Here is a 20,246-nt window from a genome sequence, read left to right as displayed (position 1 = left end):
GTCCAATGTGATGGTTACAAGGTTTATGATAATATAGCCAAAGCAAAACCCTCAATTACTTTATTGGGTTGCCTAGCCCATGCACGTCGATATTTTGAAAAAGCCAAAGATAGTGATGCTGAAAGGTCGCATTGGGTATTGAGTCAAATCCAAACGGTTTATCGCAAGGAAGCAGCTTGCAGGGATGGAACCATGGAAGAACGACAGAAAGTACGTACGGAAGAAATCTTACCAATATTGGAACAAATACATAGTCGATGTTTATCAGACTACGAAAATGTATTGCCTAAAAGTCTGATCGGAAAGGCCATGTATTACTATAATGCCCAATGGAAAAAAATAAAAGCAGCAGCTGAAAATCCACGTTTTCAATTGGACAATAATTTAATTGAGAACCAAATAAGGCCATTGGCACTGGGCAGGAAAAACTTTTTATTTGCTGGATCCCATGAAGGAGCTCAAAATATTGCAATGCTGTATTCTTTACTATTAACATGCAAACAACGTGGCATCAACGAAATGGTATGGCTAAAAGAAACGCTGGAAAAAATCTCATCTTATCCTGTGAATCGCATTTATGAACTTTTGCCTGGAGAATCACCATTGTAATTTTTATACGTAGTTGCTTGGTCGCTTACGTTCATTTTACAAAAGGTTCATCTCGATTGATTATTGCATAAAGACGTAGTTGCTTGGTCGCATACGTTGCTCTATAGAGCAACCCGATGGATTAAATATCCATCGGATGAGTGAAGTCATGCCCATTGTGGCATGACGACGCATCATTATAGTAAGTTAAATTATTGCTATCAAAAACATAATAATTAGTCTCAATCTACAATATTTAAGACGCAATACCCTGCGTCTCAAATAGGTGGTGTTAGGAGACGCAAGGCCAGCCCTCCCGAAACGCGGAGGTTTCGGCTCCTTTATCAAATACCCATTAAGGGCATTTGGTAGTCTTTCAGACTACTTCATTCAGTCGTGTCTCTACGTCGAGGTATCAATGCCCCGTAAAATCGGCAGCAAATATCATGTCTCTATTAAAATCAAAGATTGATGCGAATTGAATGATAAGATAAATGGCGATGCATATGGATTTATCACACTTTTTGCAATCAGATAATATAAAAAGGTTGGTGATATTGTCAGTAGATAGTATGGTCAACTAATTCTCATTTGGCAAAAAGTCCGCCAAATCAACATTGTTTGATGCCATTACCGTGGTTTTTCAAACCACGGCTATTTGACTACTTCCTTTTAGGACTTATTTATTAAGATGATCGGGCATACCCGAGTATTCTATGATAAAACCAATGAATTAAGCTGTTCATTTTACAAAAGGTTCATCTCGATTAATTACTGCATAAAGACGTAATTACTTGGTCGCTTACGTTTAATTACCATTTTTTATCGTATAAGATCCCCAATAATCGATTATTTTCATCACATACCTCGACATGTAGCTTGACCTTATCGTCACTACAACACCTTAGTCCAATGACATAGAAGCTTACAATTTATATGAGAATCCATGCCCAAACTTAAATAAATATTAAGATATTTGATATTTCAAAGGAACAATACCTCCAATTAATCCTCCGTTTTAAGACTTAATTTCAAATAAAGTCCATTAAGAGGTAGACAAATAAAGTTAAACTATGCAAAATAAGCGACAACAACAAGTAGGAGAATTGGTAAAAAGGCATTTTAGTGTAGTTTTACAACACGAAGGAAGTTACATATACAAAGATGCCCTAGTGAGTATTACTCATGTGCATATGAGTTCTGACCTCAGATATGCCAAAATATATTTAAGTGTCTACAACCGAGAAGACAAAGCCAATGTAATCTTGGAAATGGAATCTGAAAAATCGAGATTAAAATCAGCATTTGGATCGAGAATTAAAAAACATATTCGACGCGTTCCCGACATCGATTTTGTATTAGATGACACTTTAGATGAAATGTATCGACTCAACAATCTATTCGACGAAATCCAACCTTAAGTCTTGAATTAATATCGTGTCTTGCTTTTATTCGACTTTGATGACTTCCAAATCGAAGATCAAAGGGGTATAGGGTTTGATGTCATCGGATATGGAACGATTCCCATAACCGTGATTCGAGGTAGCGAGAATTTTAATGACTCCCCCCTCACCTATCCATCGCACAGCTTCCTGCCAAGCCGGGATTACTTCGTCCAAACGAAAAGTGGAAGCACGGTTTCTACTGAAACTGCTATCAAAAACCTTATCGTCCAATAAATTCCCTGTATAATGAGCTTGAAAAGTAGAAGTGTCCGTCCATTGGACAGCTCGCCCCTCTTTTTCCACCCAGTATAGAAGACCGCTAGGTGAAGCTTGTACAGGCCATTGCTTCTCTATCGCATATTCTATTAAATCGTTGTACTGCACATCTATATAAGTCTGAGGGGAAGACTTAAGCAACATTGCCAATCTAATGTTTTCATCTTCGGACAACTCCTCCTGAGTTTCAGTTATGCCCTTTTCTTCTGTAGTAGAAGGGTTGGAATTACAAGATATCAATAGAATTAAACCAAAAATTAAGTAGCTTGTTATATTTTGAATCATGATCTTAAAATTAAAAAACAATTCATACTATGTCAAAATCTAATTTTCCCGAACTCATTCAAAGTTCAACTCCGGTTCTCATTGATTTCTATGCAACCTGGTGTGGACCTTGTAAATCGTTTAGTCCAATTCTACAATCATTCAAAGACCAAATGGGTGAAAAAGTGCGAATTGTAAAGATTGATATCGATAAAAATCAAAAAATCGCATCCCAATTGGGCATTATGAGTGTACCTACTGTCCATCTCTATCAAAATGGAGAACTTAAATGGTCGGCAAGTGGGGTTCAACCCGTTTCCGAATTAACCAAACAAGTGGCTAAGCTTACCAATTGACAGTTATTATAATATGCCTACAAAGATAGAATCTAACAACCTTTGGTCAACTCTTTGGTATTAATCAACGGTTCGAATACGGGTAGTTTCTTGGATCCAACAGTTGACTCTAAAAGATTCACCTGCCTTTAGGGTTCTGATAAATACATCTTCCTTTGTGGGCATATATTGTCGATATCTACTGATGAGTTGACTGGCTTCAGCCGCTGACTCGGGATCTATTTTTCTGGCGACTTCCCATTTATCAATTGCTGGCCATGTAACAATCTGGCTATCCCATCCGGTTCCTGGTCCGCACAAAGGACCTGAACTGGCATAGAGCTTGCCGATCAACAAATAAGGTGCTCCCCAATTGTCCTTCACAGAAGCTGCCTTCAATGCATAAGTCCTCGCCTCTGGAAATCTTTTTAAACTTCCATAATATATTTTAGCAATCACTAAGTACAACTGCGCCTGTCGTTCAGTATCTGTAGTTTCATTAGCCGCCTGATCAAATAAGTCGATAGCCAACTCAAAATCCCCGCTTTCTAGAGCATTAAAGCCTTCGCGAGCCTTCGATGACTTACTGGCTACTTCTGGCTGTTTACAATTGGCATCTCGTGCTTGCCGAACTCTCACTATATGAGGATCATCAGCTGCACAGCCTCCCCAAATTAGATTGCGATACACTGTATTGATAACTTCGCAATCATTGCCTGCTGCCTCAAATTCTGGAATGTATTTTTCGATATAATAGTTGCAATCAAAAAATCCTTTTTCTCCTTCAAAAGCGGACAAACGCGCAGGTACATAGTTATTGATAATGTCCCATTGCGCCTTATCTTTTCCACTATCGAGACCAATCTGAAGGCGGTTCAATATTTTGGAAGCGTATTGTTGTGCCTCTTCAAAAGATACTTTATCGTCAAAATATCGACGTACCAATAAATCTGTAAATGGATTTAAAATAAAAAAGTAGGCACTATCTCCATCCATGTCCAAGGATTGAGTAAACAGAGAATAGATTGAATCTTGATCTACTAAATCTTTATAGGTATAATAATAATCAAAAGCCTTACGACCAGCTACATATCCGTCTTTGCCATAACATGCAGCCATCTGATCGTATAATCCAAAAATGGTGTCTACGTACTTGGATTTCAATTCCTCATCGGTAGCAGCCTCGTAAAATCGCTGATAAAAGTAGATACCATCAGCAAAATGAGTATTCCGCTTTCCATCGGCAGCTGGAGCGATTTTATAGGCCTTTTTCCAAAAAGGGAAGGCCTGATCGTATTTTTTCATCTTTAACAAATCCCGATAAAGCACATGAGCGGTAATCGCATCATCTCCCATTGGAGAATCCGAAAAAGTAGCACAAGGTCCCAGATCCTGCATCACATCTGAGGCAGCAGCTTGTTGATTTTCTTCTCCTATATCAGTAGATAGCTTCGGTGTACAATTAAAACAAAAAACCGCCATTACGGCCAAAATAAAGAAACCTAGATTTACTCTCATCATATAGACATTTATTATAACGCGTGAATATAAGAATTTTGGTTAAAATATAGTCCATCCTGCGTCCTTGTTGATTATCATATTATACCACGGTAACGCCAATTATCCCAGAAATATTTAAATCCTTGTAATAAAGGAATATCCATACATAAAAAAACCTCCTCTAGTATTACACCAGAGGAGGTTCATATATCTTAGATTAGATTGACTTAAAAATTCAATTTGACAGTCTCACCGATCCAGCATCCTACCTTAGTAGTCGCTCCGTCAGTAAATCCTCTCATAAAGGCATCTTCCTTGTCTGGTCTTGATGCACTGTATCGAGCAATCCGTGAACTGGCCTCTTGAGCTACACTGCTATCTACAGACTTGGCTCTAGAATATTTGTCGATGGCCGCAACTACAGCAAGTCTTTGATTCCATGCATCTCCACAATTTCTACTTGAAGTAGCATACATATCACCGATCAACATATAAGGTCTTCCCCAATCAGGTCGATATTGTGCCGCCAACAAAGCATTTTTTCTAGCATCGGCATATTTTTTCAAATTTCTAAACTGGATAGAAGCCAAAGAGAAATAGTAACTGGCCTTCTTCTCAACATCTTCTTCAGCTGCTGCAGCTTCCTCATATTTTTCGGCTGCTGCTTCATAATTGCCTTCGTCATATCTTTTCTTCGCTGCATAACCAGGGTTTTTAGCTTCCAATTCAGCCAATTTTTCTGCATTAAACTCGGCAGCCAAAGTTTCGTATTCCGTTTTAACTTTTACCAAGAATTCGTCGTCGTCCGCACATCCCTGTTGTTTAAGAACACTGAATATGTATTTTAGATTGTCAAAATCTTTGGGATTCTCTTCATACAAAGGCATGAGTTTGGTTTTGAAATAAGCACAGTCAAAGATCTTGCTTTCGATAGGCTTAAAGTAAGCCAAAAATCGCTGCTTGGTAATGTCGTAATACTCACCAAATTCTTGATCCACTTCGATGTTGTAGTCAGCTATTTCGATTAACTCATCGTGTACTTTTCTAGTCTCATCGGCAGAAATTTTACCCGCTTGGAAATCAGCGACAGTAATATAGGCCAAAGGTTCCAACACAATGTACTCTACCCCTTTACCCACATACTCAATGGCTTTTTCCATGGCTTTTTTGGTCTCTTCATACGGTGATTGTAGGGCATAGAACATATCGTAACCCATTCGTCCGTATATTTTACCGATTAAGGCATTGTAACACAGATCATCACAATCTCTCACCTCAATTACCCGTGCTTCATAACAATCAATAGCACCTTGGTAAAGTTCCAATATCTTTTGTTTGTATTCTTCTTTTTTAGCTGCATCAGTCTCGCTATTAAAGAAATGTTTGTAGATGGCTATCCCATCCATATAGTGATAATCTCTTTTCCCATCGGCCGCTGGTGCGATTTCAAAGGCTTTTTGCCAATGAGGGAAGGCCTGCTCATACTTCTCATTTCTGACCAATGGTCTATAAATACTGTGATAGTTTTCACCTTCTTCTTTCTGAGGTGAATCAACCCATGTTTTGCACTGACCAAAAGCATCTACATTGGCCAATATTGCCACAAGGAAAACAATTAATAATTTTTTCATCTGTTTAAAATTTTCAAATCTTTAGAAATCAGTAACTACAGCTTTTCTAGCCCAATACCCACCTCTGTGTAAATCTATTTAACATCCATTTTTATTGGATCGGACAAAAATAGTCGATTTTAAGATATATATAAATGGTTATTCAAATTTTCGTTTATAAAACCAAAGGTTATTATTTAATGTCACCCCTAAATTAAATCTTACAAAATTTTCGGTGACCGTATTATTAGACAATTGCCCCATATCCACAGCTATATTAAAATAAGACAGCTGTCTTTTTTGGAAAATAGGCAAGCCCAATCCCACTTGAACTCCTTTTTTACTTAATCCATCTCCACTAAATTCCCTAGCATCATTGTTATAATATACAGACCCTCTGTATGAAACGCGATCCCAATAATTTAATATCGCACCCGGATTAGGGGTGTACTCCAATGACGAAGCCACGTTCCAAGAGTTACGCAAAGTACCAATATTTAAGATATTATTAAAATTTTCCCAATTATTGTAAGCAAAATTTAACCCTACTCTCAATCGATTGGATTTGGAATACATAATACCCAATCCTATTTCCGCAGGAAGAGAACTTTCCAAGCCATTACTGGACGAAATAGAAATGGTATCAATAAACTCATTGGCCATATTTTCATCGTCTAATCCCTCAAATCCAGCATTTCTCCGAAGTACAATATTCTCCTGATCTACGTTGACTCCAATATTGGTGTTTCCGTATAATCCAAAAGTCAACCAAGATGAATTTTCTGGATTTTCAACATCTTGATTCAAGTAATACCGATACTGAAGTCCAGCATTCCAAATAAATCCATTGTAAGTCCGACTATTCTTAGTATAGGAGTGGTATGCGTTAGTATTCGCTAAATCTAACAGCGCTTGTTCGTTTTCTATGCTTCCAAATAAGAATCCAATATTGAGTCCAAAGGAAAGATTTTTATACTTACCCCCACTTCCCAATTGAAATTTATTTAGTCCTCCATTGCCCCCGTATTGTCTCAAGACTTCCCCTTCTGATTCACTGTTGATAGTCTGGTTTATCCGATAATCCATCCTACTGACAGGCAACAAAGAAATATTCATTCCCATTTTAAATGGCTTTTCCTTGCGATCCAATAAAATGTTTACCGGACTGGACAATGGAAAAGAAAGAGATAGGTATTTAAAATTACCTCCCCAAGCAGATTGGGTTGTGTTGTTATCCTTAATCTTAGAATACACAGCATCTATACCTAGATCAAAAGCCGTGGCCGCTAAGCTGGCGTAGGAAGCAGGATTGACAAGGTTTACGTTGTAAGGATCGGCATAGGTGGCTAAAAAGCCGGGCATAGAATTAGTGGATACGACAGATCGCTCAGACAAATCGCCGATACCTATAGCAGATAATGGTGAATTTTCACTGAGTTGTGCCCAAACATCTCGACTACCTATCAAGATCAATACTGTTAAAAAGATATAATTAAACTTCATTGTTTATTAAAATTTCATTTAGTCCGAATAAAACGAGATCCGGATGCACAAATAGCTTATAATTCAAATATTTTTCAAATAGGTCTCCATCACCTCCTGTTAATATGATGTTAAAGTCACCATATAAAGATCTTAACCTTCTTATTATTTCTTCTGCTTCCATAATGGCCATCTTAATTCCGCCATTCTGAAGTGCAGATTCTGTAGAATTACCCATTAGCAATTCTGGTATATTTTCTTTTGAGACCAAGGGCAAATGATCGGAATAAGTGTTCATAGCCTTCAGTCTCATATCAATTCCCGGAGCAATATTGCCACCGATGTACTGTCCTTCTTTAGAAATAAAATCATAAGTAATGCAAGTTCCGGCATCGATGATTAAACTGGAATGTCCTCTATACAACGAATCAGCAGCGCTAACGGCTGCCAATCGATCTCGTCCCAATGTTGCTGGCGTAGTATATAATATATCGAATGGGTAACTAAGTTCGTGGCTTACTTCTAATACCTTCTTATCACTCATCCATTTCTTTTCCTCAGCACTGAGATGAGAAGTGGACGAAATAACGATTCGATTCGGCTGAAATGAAGTCCATATTTCGTCCAATATTGTTATATTAAAGTTTACTCGGTTATAGATATAGTTATCTATTAAGATTTTTTCTTCAAACAATCCCAATTTTCGATTGGTGTTGCCAAAATCTAATACCAAGTTTTTCATATAATTCAGCCTTGCATTAATGCTTAAAATGTCTTATGCCTGTAGTGACCATAGCCATTCCCTGTGAATCGCAATACTCGATACTGTCTTTGTCTTTAATCGAACCTCCAGGCTGCACCACTGCATGGATACCAGATTCGTGGGCTATTTCTACACAATCACTAAAAGGGAAAAATGCTTCGGAAGCCATAACTGATCCCGCTACGGTAAATCCAAATGATTCGGCTTTGGCAATGGCTTGTTTCAGAGCATCTACTCTGCTGGTCTGACCACAGCCCATAGCGATTAATTGTCCATCCTTCACCAGTGCAATACCATTGGATTTAAGGTGTTTTACACATTTATTGGCAAATACGAGATCTTGCATTTCTTCAGCAGTTGGAGCGACCTTAGTGGCAATGGTAAAGTCTTCCTTTGATTCAATTTTTAAATCCGTGTCTTGAACCAATACTCCATTTATCAAGGATTTAAAACTTTTTATGGGACGATAAAAATCTTTAATCGATAAGATAATTCTCTTTTTCTTAGACAACAACAGCTTCAAGGCCTCTGGTTGGAATGATGGAGCGATCAATACTTCATAAAACAATTTGTTGATCTCTTCAGCAGTCGCCAAATCCACTTCTCCATTGGTAATCAATATTCCCCCAAAGGCAGATACAGGATCGGCAGCCAAAGCTTTTGTCCAAGCCTCGTGAGTGGTATTTGCTGTAGCTATACCACAAGCATTGGTGTGTTTCAACACTGCAAATGTAGTCTTCTGATCTTCAAACTCTGCCATTAGCTGAATGGCTGCATCTACATCAACCAAATTGTTGTAAGACAAATCCTTGCCACCCAATTTGGTAAATACTTCAGACATATCACCGTAAAAGGCACCAGATTGATGAGGATTCTCTCCATATCTCATCTCGGTAATCCCCCGGTATTTCACCTCAAAGTCATCATTGGTATTCGACAAAAAGTAATTGGCTATTGCGTTGTCGTAATGAGAGCTAATACCAAAAGATCTCGTTGCCAAATATTTGCGCTGCTCTAAGGTAGTCTCCCCTTTTTGAGTTTTTAACACGTCCAAAATATAAGAATACTCAGCCATTGAAGGTACTACAGCCACATCTTTGTAGTTTTTGGCCGCTGCTCGAATCAAGGAAATCCCTCCGATATCGATTTTCTCAATAATAGCAGATTCATCATCGGTTTCCGCCACCGTCTTTTCAAACGGATACAAGTCCACGATGACTAAATCAATCTCAGGAATTTCATAATCCTCTAATTGGGATTGATGGCTGTCCTCTCTTCGTGCCAAAATTCCACCAAAAACTTTCGGGTGTAAAGTCTTTACACGACCATCCAAGATACTGGGGTAAGTCGTTAAATCTTCTACCTTCTCAACGGGGTGGCCCAAGTCTTCTATAAACTTATAAGTTCCTCCTGTTGAATAAATAGTAACATTGTTTTCTACTAAAGTATCCACAATAGGTGCCAATCCCTCTTTTGAGAATACAGAAATTAAGGCCGATTTTATTTTTATATTTTTTCCCATAAATAATAGTTTGTAGGACATTCTGGCTCACCATCGTCCGCTGATATATATCAGATTTACAAAATAGATTGCAAAAGTAGTAAATATTTCAATCCAAAGTAAATGGATATGAAGTCTTTGATACATCATCTATTTGGGCTCAAAATCCAAAATATTGCCCATATCAAAACAAAGCCTACATCTGGCCTCATATTGATCTTTCTCACCCAACAATATTTTGATTTTGGAAGGAATCAGTCGATAAGAATGTGTTGCCAAACTACCACAGTGTTTGCAAATTGCATGTAATTTAGTGACATATTCTGCCACGGCCATCAATTGTGGGACAGATCCAAAAGGCTTCCCCATATAATCCATATCCAAACCCGTAATAATTACTCTCCGGCCCTTTAAAGCCAAATCTTGAACCACATCTACTATTTCATCGTCAAAAAACTGGGCCTCGTCAATGCCAATTACTGGACAATCCTCAATCCAATGGTATATTTCCTGAATAAAATCTATGTTAATGCTTTCTATTGCACTGCTGTTATGAGAAATAACCTCCTTCTCACTATACCTATTGTCATATGACTTTTTAAATACCATGACCTGCCTTCGCGCAATTTGTTCTCTCTTTAATCGCCGAATCAATTCTTCCGTTTTGCCCGAAAACATACAGCCGCTAATAACTTCTATCCAACCACTGCGCTGTTTATGAGCATGGGGTTCTATAAACATATGATTTAATTATATAATATGATAATAATTGTTATATTTAGGGTGTTTTAGGATATTGTATCCCAAAAATAACATGATCCATAAAAAGGCTAACACAATTAGACCTTTTTTATTTGATCTCGTTACAGCCATACTTATTAAAAGACAATGTTAAAATTAATTCTTCGTTATTCAATTAAAAGTTAGTAAAAAATGGACTTAAATAAGGCTAAATATCATCTAAAAAGAATTGATACATTACTCAACCTACATCCAGATGGTTTGACTCCCCTAGACAGGGATATTATTTTGGAAGATATTCGCAGACTCTATGATGAGTTTATAGAATGGCCTAAACAGTCGAATTCACCCTCAGCCAAGCCTGTCTCTCAACCGGAAGAAAGTTCGCTACCTAAAGGTCAGCCTTCAACCGCCAATGAGACAAAATCAAATAACATATATTCTACTCCAGCAGTAGAGATACCAGACCATAGCCAGATTCAGCAACCGGCCAGCCCATCACCAACTGTTGCCAGTCAACCGACGTCCTCCCCTCTTCCCCATAGAGTGGAAACACCTAATGTTCAGACACCACCACCTCATAGTCCAAACACTCAGACTCCAACAGTCCATAGACCAGCGGCACAAGCACCAACATCATACCAATATTCTTCAGTCCCGGTGAACAACAACGAAATAAATCGTGTTAGCCCAAGTCAACAAGATACCGTAGAAGAAATTAAACCTTCTCAACCAAGTACACAACAACCGGTAAACCAACAGGTGCCTCCACAATACAATCCAGCGCCCCAAACCCCGGCAGCACAAGGTATCAACACTCCACCAAGTCCACTTCAATATCGAGAAACAGAAGCTCAAGGGACTCAATCTGGATCTGAGATACAACCCAGTCCAGAAGTAGAACAATATCCTAGGACTCAGTATGTGACTACACCGCAACACAAAGAAGAGACACCATCATCTAATAGGGGCCAAGACCAAGTATATCATCGAGAAACCACAACGAGTCAACACAGCAGTACTACCGTAGATAATTCTCAATTCTCTGAATTGTTCGACGTCCAAATGGATAGTGATTTATCTGGGCGATTGGGCAATGCCAAGATCGAAAATCTCAATTCTGTACTCGGAATCAATGACAAGATCTTATATATTAACCAATTATTTGGTGGTGAAGCTATTCCATTTCAAGAAGCACTTAAAAAATTTCAATCTTTTTATACCTATGCAGAGGCAAAAGAGTTTGCCATTTCTGAATTGGTAGAAGATTTTCACTGGTCCAAGCCAGAAAAGAAGGCCATTGTCAATGCCTTCATGAAACAAGTTCGTCGATTGTATTAAACTTTCGAAAATTCTCAAATATGAATGATATTCTTTGGACACCGTCTACTGAATCTGCTGCCAACAGCCAGCTTTCAAAATATATGCAGTGGTTAAAAAAGAACCATGGCTATAGTTTTCAAAATTATGAATCTCTATGGCAGTGGTCAGTCGATGACATTCCTCGATTCTGGTCCAGTCTCTGGGAATATTTCAAAATTATTGATCACGCCAATTACTCTGAGATCTTGAGTGGTAGTGAAATGCCCAACTATCAGTGGTTCAAAGGATCAAAAATAAATTACACCGAACATATTTTTAGAAATTATTCAGATCGTCGTCCCGCTCTAATCGCCCTCTCTGAAAATCAAGGTCCTGAAGAAATCTCATGGAAAAAACTCAGTGCAGAGGTAGCCAGTGTTCAGCAATTCCTTATTGATCATGGGGTATCTGAAGGAGATCGGGTAGCTGCCTACCTCCCCAATATTCCACAAGCCACATATGGTTTTTTGGCAGCCAATGGTTTGGGGGCCATCTGGGCCTCTTGTTCACCAGATTTCGGCAGTCAAGGTGTGCTCGATCGACTTTCACAAATCCAACCAAAAATTCTTATAATAACCAATGGCTATAGATACAACAACAAAATTCATGATCGAACCGAGGTTGTAAAGGAAATTATCGCACAATTGCCATCGGTTGAAAAAATACTCTTCTACCCCAATCCAGACATTGAAACCGAGGGGATGAATGACCATCGAATAGTTTCGTGGTCAGATATATATCGCAACAAGGTACAGCCTTTGCGCTTCAATCCAGTAGACTTTGATCATCCGATGTGGATCTTGTATTCATCGGGTACAACTGGTTTGCCCAAATCGATTACTCACAGTCATGGAGGGATGTTATTGGAACATTTAAAATATCTTACATTCCACAACGATGTCAAGATTGGCGACCGCTTCTTTTGGTTTACAACCACAGGCTGGATGATGTGGAATTTCTTACAGGCCTCCCTCCTCGTAGGGGGTACGGCAGTATTGTATGATGGTAGTCCAGGATTCCCTAATCTCGACAATCTATGGAACCATGCAGCTCAATTGCCTATCCACCATTTTGGAACTAGTGCACCTTTTATTATCGCCTGTATGAAACAAGACATAAATTTGCCCAAGATGCCATACTTAAGATCCATTGGATCCACAGGTTCTCCCCTGCCCCCAGAAGCATTTGACTGGATATACAGTAAAGTAGCTCATGATGTATGGTTGTGTTCCATGAGTGGTGGAACCGATGTATGTACAGCATTCGTAGGGGGCTGCCCTATAAAACCTGTGATAAAAGGAAAAATACAATGTCGCGGTCTAGGCATCAATCTATTGGCCTATGACGAAATCGGGAATCCTGTGCTCAATAAAACGGGAGAAATGGTTATTACCAAACCCATGCCCAATATGCCGATATACTTTTGGAATGATGAGAATAAAGAAAGGTATCGCGAAAGTTATTTCGATGTTTATCCTGGTGTTTGGCGACATGGAGATTGGGTCACCATAGACTCCGCAGGAATGATAACCATCCACGGGAGATCAGATGCTACCCTCAACCGTCACGGCGTAAGAATAGGTACTGCCGAAATATACCGTGTACTAGACCAATTTGACGATATCGTAGATTCCCTAATCGTTAACCTAGAATTGAAAAATGGGGACCATTTTATGCCCTTATTTTTAAAACTGAATCACCCCTTAACCGACAATCTCAAAGATCGAATAAAACAGGGTTTAAAATCTAAATGTTCGCCACGACATGTGCCCGATCAAATCATAGAAGTACCTGACATTCCTTATACCATAAGTGGTAAAAAAATGGAAACCCCGGTTAAGAAAATATTATTGGGACGACAAGGGGAAAATGCATTACAGAAGGATGCCATGCGCAACCCTGAAAGTCTGGCCTTTTATTGCGAATTTGCCAAACAAATCAATCCATAGAATTACCCTATCGGTATCTGATATTATTCCTTTGGCAATAGAGTCTCTCCTACATTGTCCATGACCATACTATTGAAATAAAACCATAAAAAGCCAATAGATAAATAAATGATATAGAAGTCATTTCCTAAATCATACCCATAGAAAAACCAATATCTCTAGGATAAATACGGAATACATTTAAAGATGATGGACAAGATTATATTTTAAACCCAATGGTCAAACTCACATTGCCCACTCTTTTTTCGATGTCCAATTCTGGCACAACGGCATTGAGTACATAATAAGGGCTGTATAGGCTATTGCTATTTCTATTGAGATATGAGATATCTAAAAACCAATTTTCGCCTCTAAAGCCCATTCCTAAGCTAAAACCATTGGTATTGGATATTTCCTCAAGTGGAGATGAGTAAAAGTGATAGCCGGCTCTACCTCTAAACGATCCAAACACATATTCTCCTCCAATTCTAAAATTGATGGCATTATCGAAACTGTCATCAATGTCCTTATTCAATGCATTTTCAAAGTCGCGATCTCCTATATTATCAAACTGAAACTTGGAAAAATTATAGCCCACATAATCGATTTCGGCATCAATAAAACCATTCTTACCCACTATATAACCTATCCCTGTGGACAGCTTCCATGGATTAATATAAGAATATTCCGCTTGTCCTTCTCCCGAATCACCACTTCCACTACCCACGCTTCCATCATTGGTATACCATTGATAGTTTATCCTATTGGTAAAATTTTCTGTCATTGAAAGTGCTGTAGGACTTGAGGCAAATACCGTCCAATTGATATTTGGTGTAATTTTTACAATAGCACCAAGTTTGGCATTAATTCCAATTCCACTTGCGGTCAAATCTTCCTGAAATTTTAACTCCCCAAACTGTGGTATTGAGGCAAGATCAGGATTGGTTTCAGTGTAAAATTTTTCACTGGTATAGTTTATAAAATCAATTCCGATAGTCATGCCTATCAACAACTTATTTCTATAATTTCCTCCAAAACTAATGGCCAACTCATTCCATCCTCCTGTCTCATCAATTACTTGACTGCGATCCAAAGCTTTGTCTTCATGAAGGAAATAATCGTATTCGTAGGTTGCATCTCCTTCAATATCGTAGATTACACCAGCATCGTAGGCTATCCCATCCTCAAAATACCCCAAATCATCTGGATAATAATCTTGAGCCAGACCAGCCCATCGTTCACTAATACTTCCCAAACTCTGCCCTTGGTAATAGGTTTCTCTATCGTAATCCATCAATTTATTGTAACCTATAGAAAAACTTTTAGCCATCCAGTTTTTATTGGGTGAGTAAGTGGTGAATACTATACCTGCATTGTTAATAGTGGTCTCAAAGGATGAAGACTTATCTGTGCTCCCTACGGAGATAAAACTAGTATTGGTATTCAATAATGCCATGTTTCCAGTCAATGACAATTCACTTTTCCAAAAAGCGGCTATACCGGCAGGATTATGGCTCCCTGTTGTAATATCTGCTCCAATGGCATTCATTGCACCACTGGTGGCATTAAAACGAGCAGAACCTGTAGGATTTTGAAAGGAATATCGATACGCATCCAATAAGTTTTGTGCCGATAATAAATTCAAACCACATACTGCTATTACGGTGAGGAATATTCTAGAGATCATATCTTTTATTTGTATAAAAAAATGGCTACCGATAATACATTTGAATTACAGGGTAGCCACTTATTTTCTTTGCGTAATGAATGACTTATAGTTTAATTAACCTATATCATAGGCAATCTACTATGATTATCTTGGTGATGTTCTTCGATTACTAGAACTACTACTTGATGAGGAGCTACTACTACTTGAAGATGAAGATCTAGAACTACTACTTCTTGAAGGAGTATAACTAGGTCTACTATTACTGCTTCCGCTATTGTAACCTCTTGAACTACTGCTAGAAGATCGCGTCGATGGAGTATAAGTTCTCGTCGTTCTAGTTGTTGATCTAGTAGTGGTCGTTCTAGTTGATGGAGTATATTTTCTAGTCGAACTACTATTAGACATTCTAGAGGAATTTCTCGTTGTTGTAGATTTGCTCACATTGGATCTATCACTACTAGTTGCTGATCTCGTAGCTGTAGAACGATCGTAGGTATTACTTCTAGGTGATGCACTTCGAACAGTTGAACTACTTCCTGAACTACTTCGAGGTGATACTGTCGTTGATCTGGGAGAAGTATTGTAATCTCTATTAGATCGATCCGCAGATCTAGGTGATGTTCTCGTAGTAGGTGCTTGATAGTTGTCAGTTGTTCGCGAAGTACGAATCTGTACTCTACCATCTCTCGCAGTGGGAACAGTTCGTGCACTCGATCTTGCGCCTTGATAATAAACTGGTCGATCGGTGTGATTTACTGAATTTTGATATACATATGGATATCTTGAATTATAATAGTTATAACGATAAATTGGATCATTGTAGTATCCATACATTCCATACGGAGATGCATAACCGTAAGGAGAACCGTATCCATATCCATACCGTCCAAATGAACCATAGCCAATATTCATTCCAAATCCAGAACCGTAATACAGTCCCCCAAAGGGAGCAAATGTATTAAAAGACATTCTAAATGGAGAATAATAAGATATTGGACTGTAAACATTACAAGCATACATGTCATAGATAAATGGATCTATAAACATTCTATTACTGCCATAAAATGGTCTGTGAAATCTACTAATTCTTCTTGCATAGGCATAATCATCGAAATAATAATTATTTACTTCGTAATCATATCTATCATCGTTGTAATAATCATATGAATCATCATCATATGCATAAGCTTGGTCATCGTAGTTTTGACTTTGATACGAACGCGACTGGTATCGATCATCATCAACAGAGGCTACTTGACTACTTGCTGGAGTATACAGATCCTGGGATGGATCAAAATATACGTCATCAAACTGTGCCCAAGCAGACATAGAAGTCGTTAGCCACAGCGCCAACATTAAACCGAATTTATATTTTAAAGCATTCATATCTAAATATTTTATTTGTATAACCAAGAAAATCCTTTCACTATTTTATTACTTTTGAACCATAAATATAACGAATTAATACCTTAAAGACGATCAATTAACATCATTTGTTATATCCTGATAGAAAATTAAATACACTACTATGACGGATAGAATGAGCGAATAGTTTCAAGGTTAACAAATTTTTAATACAATTATAGGTTTTATAGCTAAACAGAAAGAAAATATTATGGCAAAAGGCGTGGCATCTAGAGAAGAGAATTATACCCAATGGTATGTAGATATCGTAAAAAAGGCTGATTTAGCTGAACATTCAGCGGTGAGAGGCTGTATGGTTATCAAGCCCTATGGATTCGGGATATGGGAAAATATGAAGGCCCAGCTCGACCATATGTTTAAAGAAACAGGCCATGTCAATGCCTATTTCCCCTTATTTATTCCCAAGTCTTTTTTGAGTAGGGAAGCCGACCATGTGGAGGGATTTGCCAAGGAATGTGCCGTGGTTACTCACTACAGACTTAAAAATGGAGAAGATGGCGAGGGAATTATTGTGGATCCCGATGCCAAATTAGAAGAAGAACTCATTGTGCGCCCAACATCGGAAACCATCATATGGAACACTTATAAAGACTGGATCAAGTCTTACCGAGACCTTCCATTATTGATCAATCAATGGGCCAATGTGGTAAGATGGGAAATGAGGACGAGACTTTTTCTTAGAACTGCTGAATTTTTGTGGCAAGAAGGACATACTGCCCATAGTACTGAGGCTGAAGCCATTGAAGAGGCTAGAAAAATGCAAGAAGTCTACGCCACCTTCGCTGAAGAATATATGGCCATGCCTGTCATTCGGGGAACTAAGACAGAAACGGAGAGATTTGCCGGAGCCTTAGACACCTATACTATCGAGGGTTTAATGCAAGACGGAAAAGCCTTACAGGCCGGGACTTCACACTTCCTCGGTCAAAACTTTGCCAAAGCATTTGACGTTAAATTCTTAACTGAAAACAATGAAGAGCAATATGTATGGGCCACTTCTTGGGGGGTCTCCACAAGATTGGTTGGCGCACTTATTATGACGCATTCTGACGATGACGGATTGGTTCTCCCACCCAAATTGGCTCCAATAAAAGTAGTGATTGTGCCCATTCCTAAACCCAATCCAGAGATCGATGCTGCAGCGCAAGCCATGATGGATGAATTGAAGGCAGCAGGAATAAGCGTACAATACGACAACGACACCAAGAAACGACCTGGATTTAAGTTCGCTGAACACGAATTGAGAGGTGTTCCAGTAAGAATCGGTATTGGGATGAGGGATTTGGCCAACCAACAAGTGGAAGTTGCTCGTAGGGATACCAAGGAAAAAACATCGGTTGCCCTAGATGGTTTAACCACATATGTCCAACAACTATTGGAAGATATTCAAAATAACCTATTCAATAGAGCCCTTCAATTTAGAGAAGATCACACTACTTATGTCGACACTTTTGAAGAGTTTGAAGAAACTTTAGAAAAAAAGGGAGGATTTATATATGCGCATTGGGATGGAACTGCTGAAACAGAAGAGGCTATAAAGAAAAAAACAAAAGCCACTATACGATGTATTCCTTTGAACAATAAACAAGAAGAGGGTCAATGTATCTTTACTGGCAAACCATCCAAACAGAGAGTTGTATTTGCCAAAGCATATTAACTAAGATAACGAATTTCAATATTACCCAACAGCAATCAATTCCGATATTGGTTGCTGTTCTTTTTTTAAGATACCCTTTCGAATACCATTATTGTCATTTCTCGATTTGATTTCCAGAGTGGATCCAATCGTCGACTCAAAGGGAATACGAGTTTCTGCATCCTGCTAGATATTTTACTGATGGACTCTCCTTCTTTTCTGGTTTTGGGATTAAAAACTTTACGAATTATTCCCAAAAGAAAATAACTCACTTCAATGTTTAAATATTGAGTTTGTTTCAACTCAAATCCTGCCTTCTCCATATGACTAGCGAAAAAAGATAATGGACGGCCTACAAAATGATCGTGAAGCTGTTTTCTGTTTTTCTCTGTGTGTTCACATACAATGACTTTATTCCGGCTTATCCGAGCTAATTCACGCAATATATGAATGACATTTTCATCCTCTATGTTATGCTGTAAAACCGTAGAGGTAATAGATATATCGCAGCTTTTATTATCTAATGATATGGTTTTGCCATCGTTTTGCATCAATGATACTGGGCAATTGAGATCTCTGGTATTGGCCTTAGCATGGGACAACATCTCACTAGAAATATCTACCCCGTATAAGTTAGAAGGATGAAACTGGCTTAAAAACTTGAGATTACCCCCAGGGCCACAACCGTATTCCAATATGGCCTGATCTTGCCATTCGACTATAGTGGATAGTTCTTGCAAAAAACGACTTCTCTTATATTTATAAAATACATCATTATCACCAGCTATTACTTGCTCTTCATTATCTCTTTCTTCCAATGTCCTCCCTACATTAGACCAATAATCTTCTATCTTGGTTAATTTCATTTCGTCATAAATTTACAATTCACTGAACTCGATAAATCCTTATTTCCTCTGATAATAACACATCTTTTAACGAAGGTGGTATAATTCCAAAGTCAATAAAAAACAAATTGATTTCAAAAATAGAAACATGATTCAAGAGTGAGTGAATATCCTATAAAAATTTCAATATTAAATTTCAATTGTAATTTTAAGTCTTTAACAAACAACATATAGTAGAATAATACGTCCTAATTACTGTTAAAACTAAGGTATCTATCCAGAGATTTAGGAATAAATTTTTTAAAGCCAGAAAAATAATTTAGTTTCAACAGCGACTTATCCAAAAATATAACCAGGTGGATAAAAACAGTTTTTTATAAAATAAAAAATTTAGATTTTTAAATTCAGTTAATTTTTTAATAATATGCCAATCCAACCAAGACTACTCTTCTTATCTATTGTATTTCTAAGTAATACAATGATTCTACATTCTCAGTCAATATTGGGACAGTGGATAACCATAGATGACAAAAATGGAAACGAAGTGTCCGTTGTAGAGTTTTACAAGGCTGGTGACAAAATCAATGCCAAGGTGGTCAAAATATTGCCTAAAGGAAAAACCACACATTGCAATAATTGCCCTGGCGAGCGAAAAAATAAATCGCTGATCAATATGGATATAATTTGGGATTTGGAACCATCGGGCAACACCTATACCAATGGAACCATTTTGGATCCCAGAGGTGGCCGCACTTTTGATTGTGCGGTATGGCTCGATGAGGATATCAATAAACTCAATGTCAGAGGAAGTATTGGAGTTTCCTTCTTCGGTAGAACCCAAGTGTGGAAACGCAATACTAAATACCTATAACACTT

General features: G+C 38.1%; 17 protein-coding genes. 7 read left to right on the top strand and 10 right to left on the bottom strand.

The genetic code is table 11. The features are described from left to right. Both LVD51_RS03620 and rbfA read left to right on the top strand, forming a co-directional pair. A partial coding sequence (locus tag LVD51_RS03620) for an IS66 family transposase (protein WP_236969825.1) occupies positions 1-609 on the top strand: 609 nt, incomplete at its 5' end. Between the two features lie 1,052 nt (positions 610-1,661). Further along, positions 1,662-2,009 (top strand): 30S ribosome-binding factor RbfA, encoded by a 348-nt coding sequence (rbfA, locus tag LVD51_RS03615; RefSeq protein WP_236969824.1) that lies wholly within the window; start codon positions 1,662-1,664, stop codon positions 2,007-2,009. Between the two features lie 27 nt (positions 2,010-2,036). Here the strand turns inward: rbfA and LVD51_RS03610 are convergent, their stop codons facing one another. Continuing rightward, complete coding sequence (locus LVD51_RS03610; protein WP_236969823.1) at positions 2,037-2,594, bottom strand: FKBP-type peptidyl-prolyl cis-trans isomerase; 558 nt, start codon at positions 2,592-2,594, stop codon at positions 2,037-2,039. A 29-nt stretch (positions 2,595-2,623) separates the two neighbouring features. Here LVD51_RS03610 and trxA point away from each other — a divergent pair, with 29 nt between their 5' ends. After that, complete coding sequence (gene trxA, locus LVD51_RS03605) at positions 2,624-2,929, top strand: thioredoxin (RefSeq protein WP_236969822.1); 306 nt, start codon at positions 2,624-2,626, stop codon at positions 2,927-2,929. Positions 2,930-2,989: 60 nt separating this feature from the next. Here the strand turns inward: trxA and LVD51_RS03600 are convergent, their stop codons facing one another. The 6 genes from LVD51_RS03600 to LVD51_RS03575 form a co-directional block, all read right to left on the bottom strand. After that, entirely contained in the window at positions 2,990-4,429 is a 1,440-nt protein-coding gene (locus LVD51_RS03600; RefSeq protein ID WP_236969821.1) for a tetratricopeptide repeat protein, read from the bottom strand. Positions 4,430-4,635: 206 nt separating this feature from the next. Then, on the bottom strand, positions 4,636-6,039 hold the full coding sequence (locus LVD51_RS03595) for a hypothetical protein (protein ID WP_236969820.1): 1,404 nt from the start codon (positions 6,037-6,039) through the stop codon (positions 4,636-4,638). A gap of 138 nt (positions 6,040-6,177) precedes the next feature. Next, positions 6,178-7,521, bottom strand: a complete 1,344-nt coding sequence (locus LVD51_RS03590) for a hypothetical protein (RefSeq protein WP_236969819.1) — start codon at positions 7,519-7,521, stop codon at positions 6,178-6,180. After that, positions 7,511-8,242, bottom strand: coding sequence for a type III pantothenate kinase (locus LVD51_RS03585; RefSeq protein WP_236969818.1), 732 nt, complete (start codon positions 8,240-8,242; stop codon positions 7,511-7,513). Before LVD51_RS03585 ends, LVD51_RS03590 begins: the two co-directional genes overlap by 11 nt. Positions 8,243-8,258: 16 nt before the next feature. Then, the gene (gene purH / locus LVD51_RS03580) at positions 8,259-9,785 is read right to left on the bottom strand and encodes a bifunctional phosphoribosylaminoimidazolecarboxamide formyltransferase/IMP cyclohydrolase (RefSeq protein ID WP_236969817.1); all 1,527 of its coding nucleotides are present in this window, start codon (positions 9,783-9,785) and stop codon (positions 8,259-8,261) included. Positions 9,786-9,914: 129 nt separating this feature from the next. After that, positions 9,915-10,505: a thymidine kinase gene (locus LVD51_RS03575; protein WP_236969816.1), complete on the bottom strand. Its 591-nt coding sequence runs from the start codon at positions 10,503-10,505 to the stop codon at positions 9,915-9,917. Positions 10,506-10,697: 192 nt separating this feature from the next. Here LVD51_RS03575 and LVD51_RS03570 point away from each other — a divergent pair, with 192 nt between their 5' ends. Both LVD51_RS03570 and LVD51_RS03565 read left to right on the top strand, forming a co-directional pair. Then, a complete protein-coding gene (locus tag LVD51_RS03570) occupies positions 10,698-11,846 on the top strand; it encodes a hypothetical protein (RefSeq protein WP_236969815.1) in 1,149 nt (382 codons plus the stop codon). 20 nt (positions 11,847-11,866) lie between these two features. Further along, positions 11,867-13,816 (top strand): acetoacetate--CoA ligase, encoded by a 1,950-nt coding sequence (locus LVD51_RS03565; RefSeq protein WP_236969814.1) that lies wholly within the window; start codon positions 11,867-11,869, stop codon positions 13,814-13,816. A 199-nt stretch (positions 13,817-14,015) separates the two neighbouring features. On the opposite strand, the gene LVD51_RS03560 is transcribed toward LVD51_RS03565, so the two are convergent. Both LVD51_RS03560 and LVD51_RS20110 read right to left on the bottom strand, forming a co-directional pair. Next, positions 14,016-15,482, bottom strand: coding sequence for a PorV/PorQ family protein (locus LVD51_RS03560; RefSeq protein ID WP_236969813.1), 1,467 nt, complete (start codon positions 15,480-15,482; stop codon positions 14,016-14,018). A 126-nt stretch (positions 15,483-15,608) separates the two neighbouring features. After that, positions 15,609-16,850 carry a hypothetical protein gene (locus LVD51_RS20110; RefSeq protein WP_317207893.1) on the bottom strand — a complete coding sequence of 414 codons (1,242 nt, stop codon included), beginning with the start codon at positions 16,848-16,850 and terminating at the stop codon, positions 15,609-15,611. Positions 16,851-17,079: 229 nt separating this feature from the next. Between LVD51_RS20110 and proS the strand changes: the two genes are divergently transcribed. Next, positions 17,080-18,546, top strand: coding sequence for a proline--tRNA ligase (proS, locus tag LVD51_RS03550; protein WP_236969812.1), 1,467 nt, complete (start codon positions 17,080-17,082; stop codon positions 18,544-18,546). A 65-nt stretch (positions 18,547-18,611) separates the two neighbouring features. Here proS and LVD51_RS03545 read toward each other — a convergent pair whose 3' ends face one another. Continuing rightward, positions 18,612-19,391 carry a class I SAM-dependent methyltransferase gene (locus tag LVD51_RS03545; protein ID WP_236969811.1) on the bottom strand — a complete coding sequence of 260 codons (780 nt, stop codon included), beginning with the start codon at positions 19,389-19,391 and terminating at the stop codon, positions 18,612-18,614. A 403-nt stretch (positions 19,392-19,794) separates the two neighbouring features. On the opposite strand from LVD51_RS03545, the gene LVD51_RS03540 reads away from it, so the two are divergent. Next, positions 19,795-20,241 (top strand): DUF2147 domain-containing protein, encoded by a 447-nt coding sequence (locus LVD51_RS03540; RefSeq protein ID WP_236969810.1) that lies wholly within the window; start codon positions 19,795-19,797, stop codon positions 20,239-20,241. Positions 20,242-20,246 lie beyond the last annotated feature (5 nt).

Origin of the sequence: Membranihabitans marinus (genome assembly GCF_021729155.1) — a bacterium.
Lineage (GTDB): Bacteria > Bacteroidota > Bacteroidia > Chitinophagales > Saprospiraceae > Membranihabitans > Membranihabitans marinus.
This window is presented reverse-complemented; position numbering and strand designations above follow the sequence as displayed.

What these genes read in the sequence shown, in the direction of transcription:
- LVD51_RS03610 (WP_236969823.1), bottom strand. Translation starts at nt 2,594, where the DNA reads ATGATTCAAAATATAACAAGCTACTTAATTTTTGGTTTAATTCTATTG.
- LVD51_RS03585 (WP_236969818.1), bottom strand. Translation starts at nt 8,242, where the DNA reads ATGAAAAACTTGGTATTAGATTTTGGCAACACCAATCGAAAATTGGGA.
- LVD51_RS03545 (WP_236969811.1), bottom strand. Translation starts at nt 19,391, where the DNA reads ATGAAATTAACCAAGATAGAAGATTATTGGTCTAATGTAGGGAGGACA.
- LVD51_RS03590 (WP_236969819.1), bottom strand. Translation starts at nt 7,521, where the DNA reads ATGAAGTTTAATTATATCTTTTTAACAGTATTGATCTTGATAGGTAGT.
- proS (WP_236969812.1), top strand. Translation starts at nt 17,080, where the DNA reads ATGGCAAAAGGCGTGGCATCTAGAGAAGAGAATTATACCCAATGGTAT.
- LVD51_RS03600 (WP_236969821.1), bottom strand. Translation starts at nt 4,429, where the DNA reads ATGATGAGAGTAAATCTAGGTTTCTTTATTTTGGCCGTAATGGCGGTT.
- LVD51_RS03565 (WP_236969814.1), top strand. Translation starts at nt 11,867, where the DNA reads ATGAATGATATTCTTTGGACACCGTCTACTGAATCTGCTGCCAACAGC.
- LVD51_RS03595 (WP_236969820.1), bottom strand. Translation starts at nt 6,039, where the DNA reads ATGAAAAAATTATTAATTGTTTTCCTTGTGGCAATATTGGCCAATGTA.
- LVD51_RS03570 (WP_236969815.1), top strand. Translation starts at nt 10,698, where the DNA reads ATGGACTTAAATAAGGCTAAATATCATCTAAAAAGAATTGATACATTA.
- purH (WP_236969817.1), bottom strand. Translation starts at nt 9,785, where the DNA reads ATGGGAAAAAATATAAAAATAAAATCGGCCTTAATTTCTGTATTCTCA.
- LVD51_RS03540 (WP_236969810.1), top strand. Translation starts at nt 19,795, where the DNA reads ATGCCAATCCAACCAAGACTACTCTTCTTATCTATTGTATTTCTAAGT.
- LVD51_RS03560 (WP_236969813.1), bottom strand. Translation starts at nt 15,482, where the DNA reads ATGATCTCTAGAATATTCCTCACCGTAATAGCAGTATGTGGTTTGAAT.
- rbfA (WP_236969824.1), top strand. Translation starts at nt 1,662, where the DNA reads ATGCAAAATAAGCGACAACAACAAGTAGGAGAATTGGTAAAAAGGCAT.
- trxA (WP_236969822.1), top strand. Translation starts at nt 2,624, where the DNA reads ATGTCAAAATCTAATTTTCCCGAACTCATTCAAAGTTCAACTCCGGTT.
- LVD51_RS03575 (WP_236969816.1), bottom strand. Translation starts at nt 10,505, where the DNA reads ATGTTTATAGAACCCCATGCTCATAAACAGCGCAGTGGTTGGATAGAA.
- LVD51_RS20110 (WP_317207893.1), bottom strand. Translation starts at nt 16,850, where the DNA reads ATGAATGCTTTAAAATATAAATTCGGTTTAATGTTGGCGCTGTGGCTA.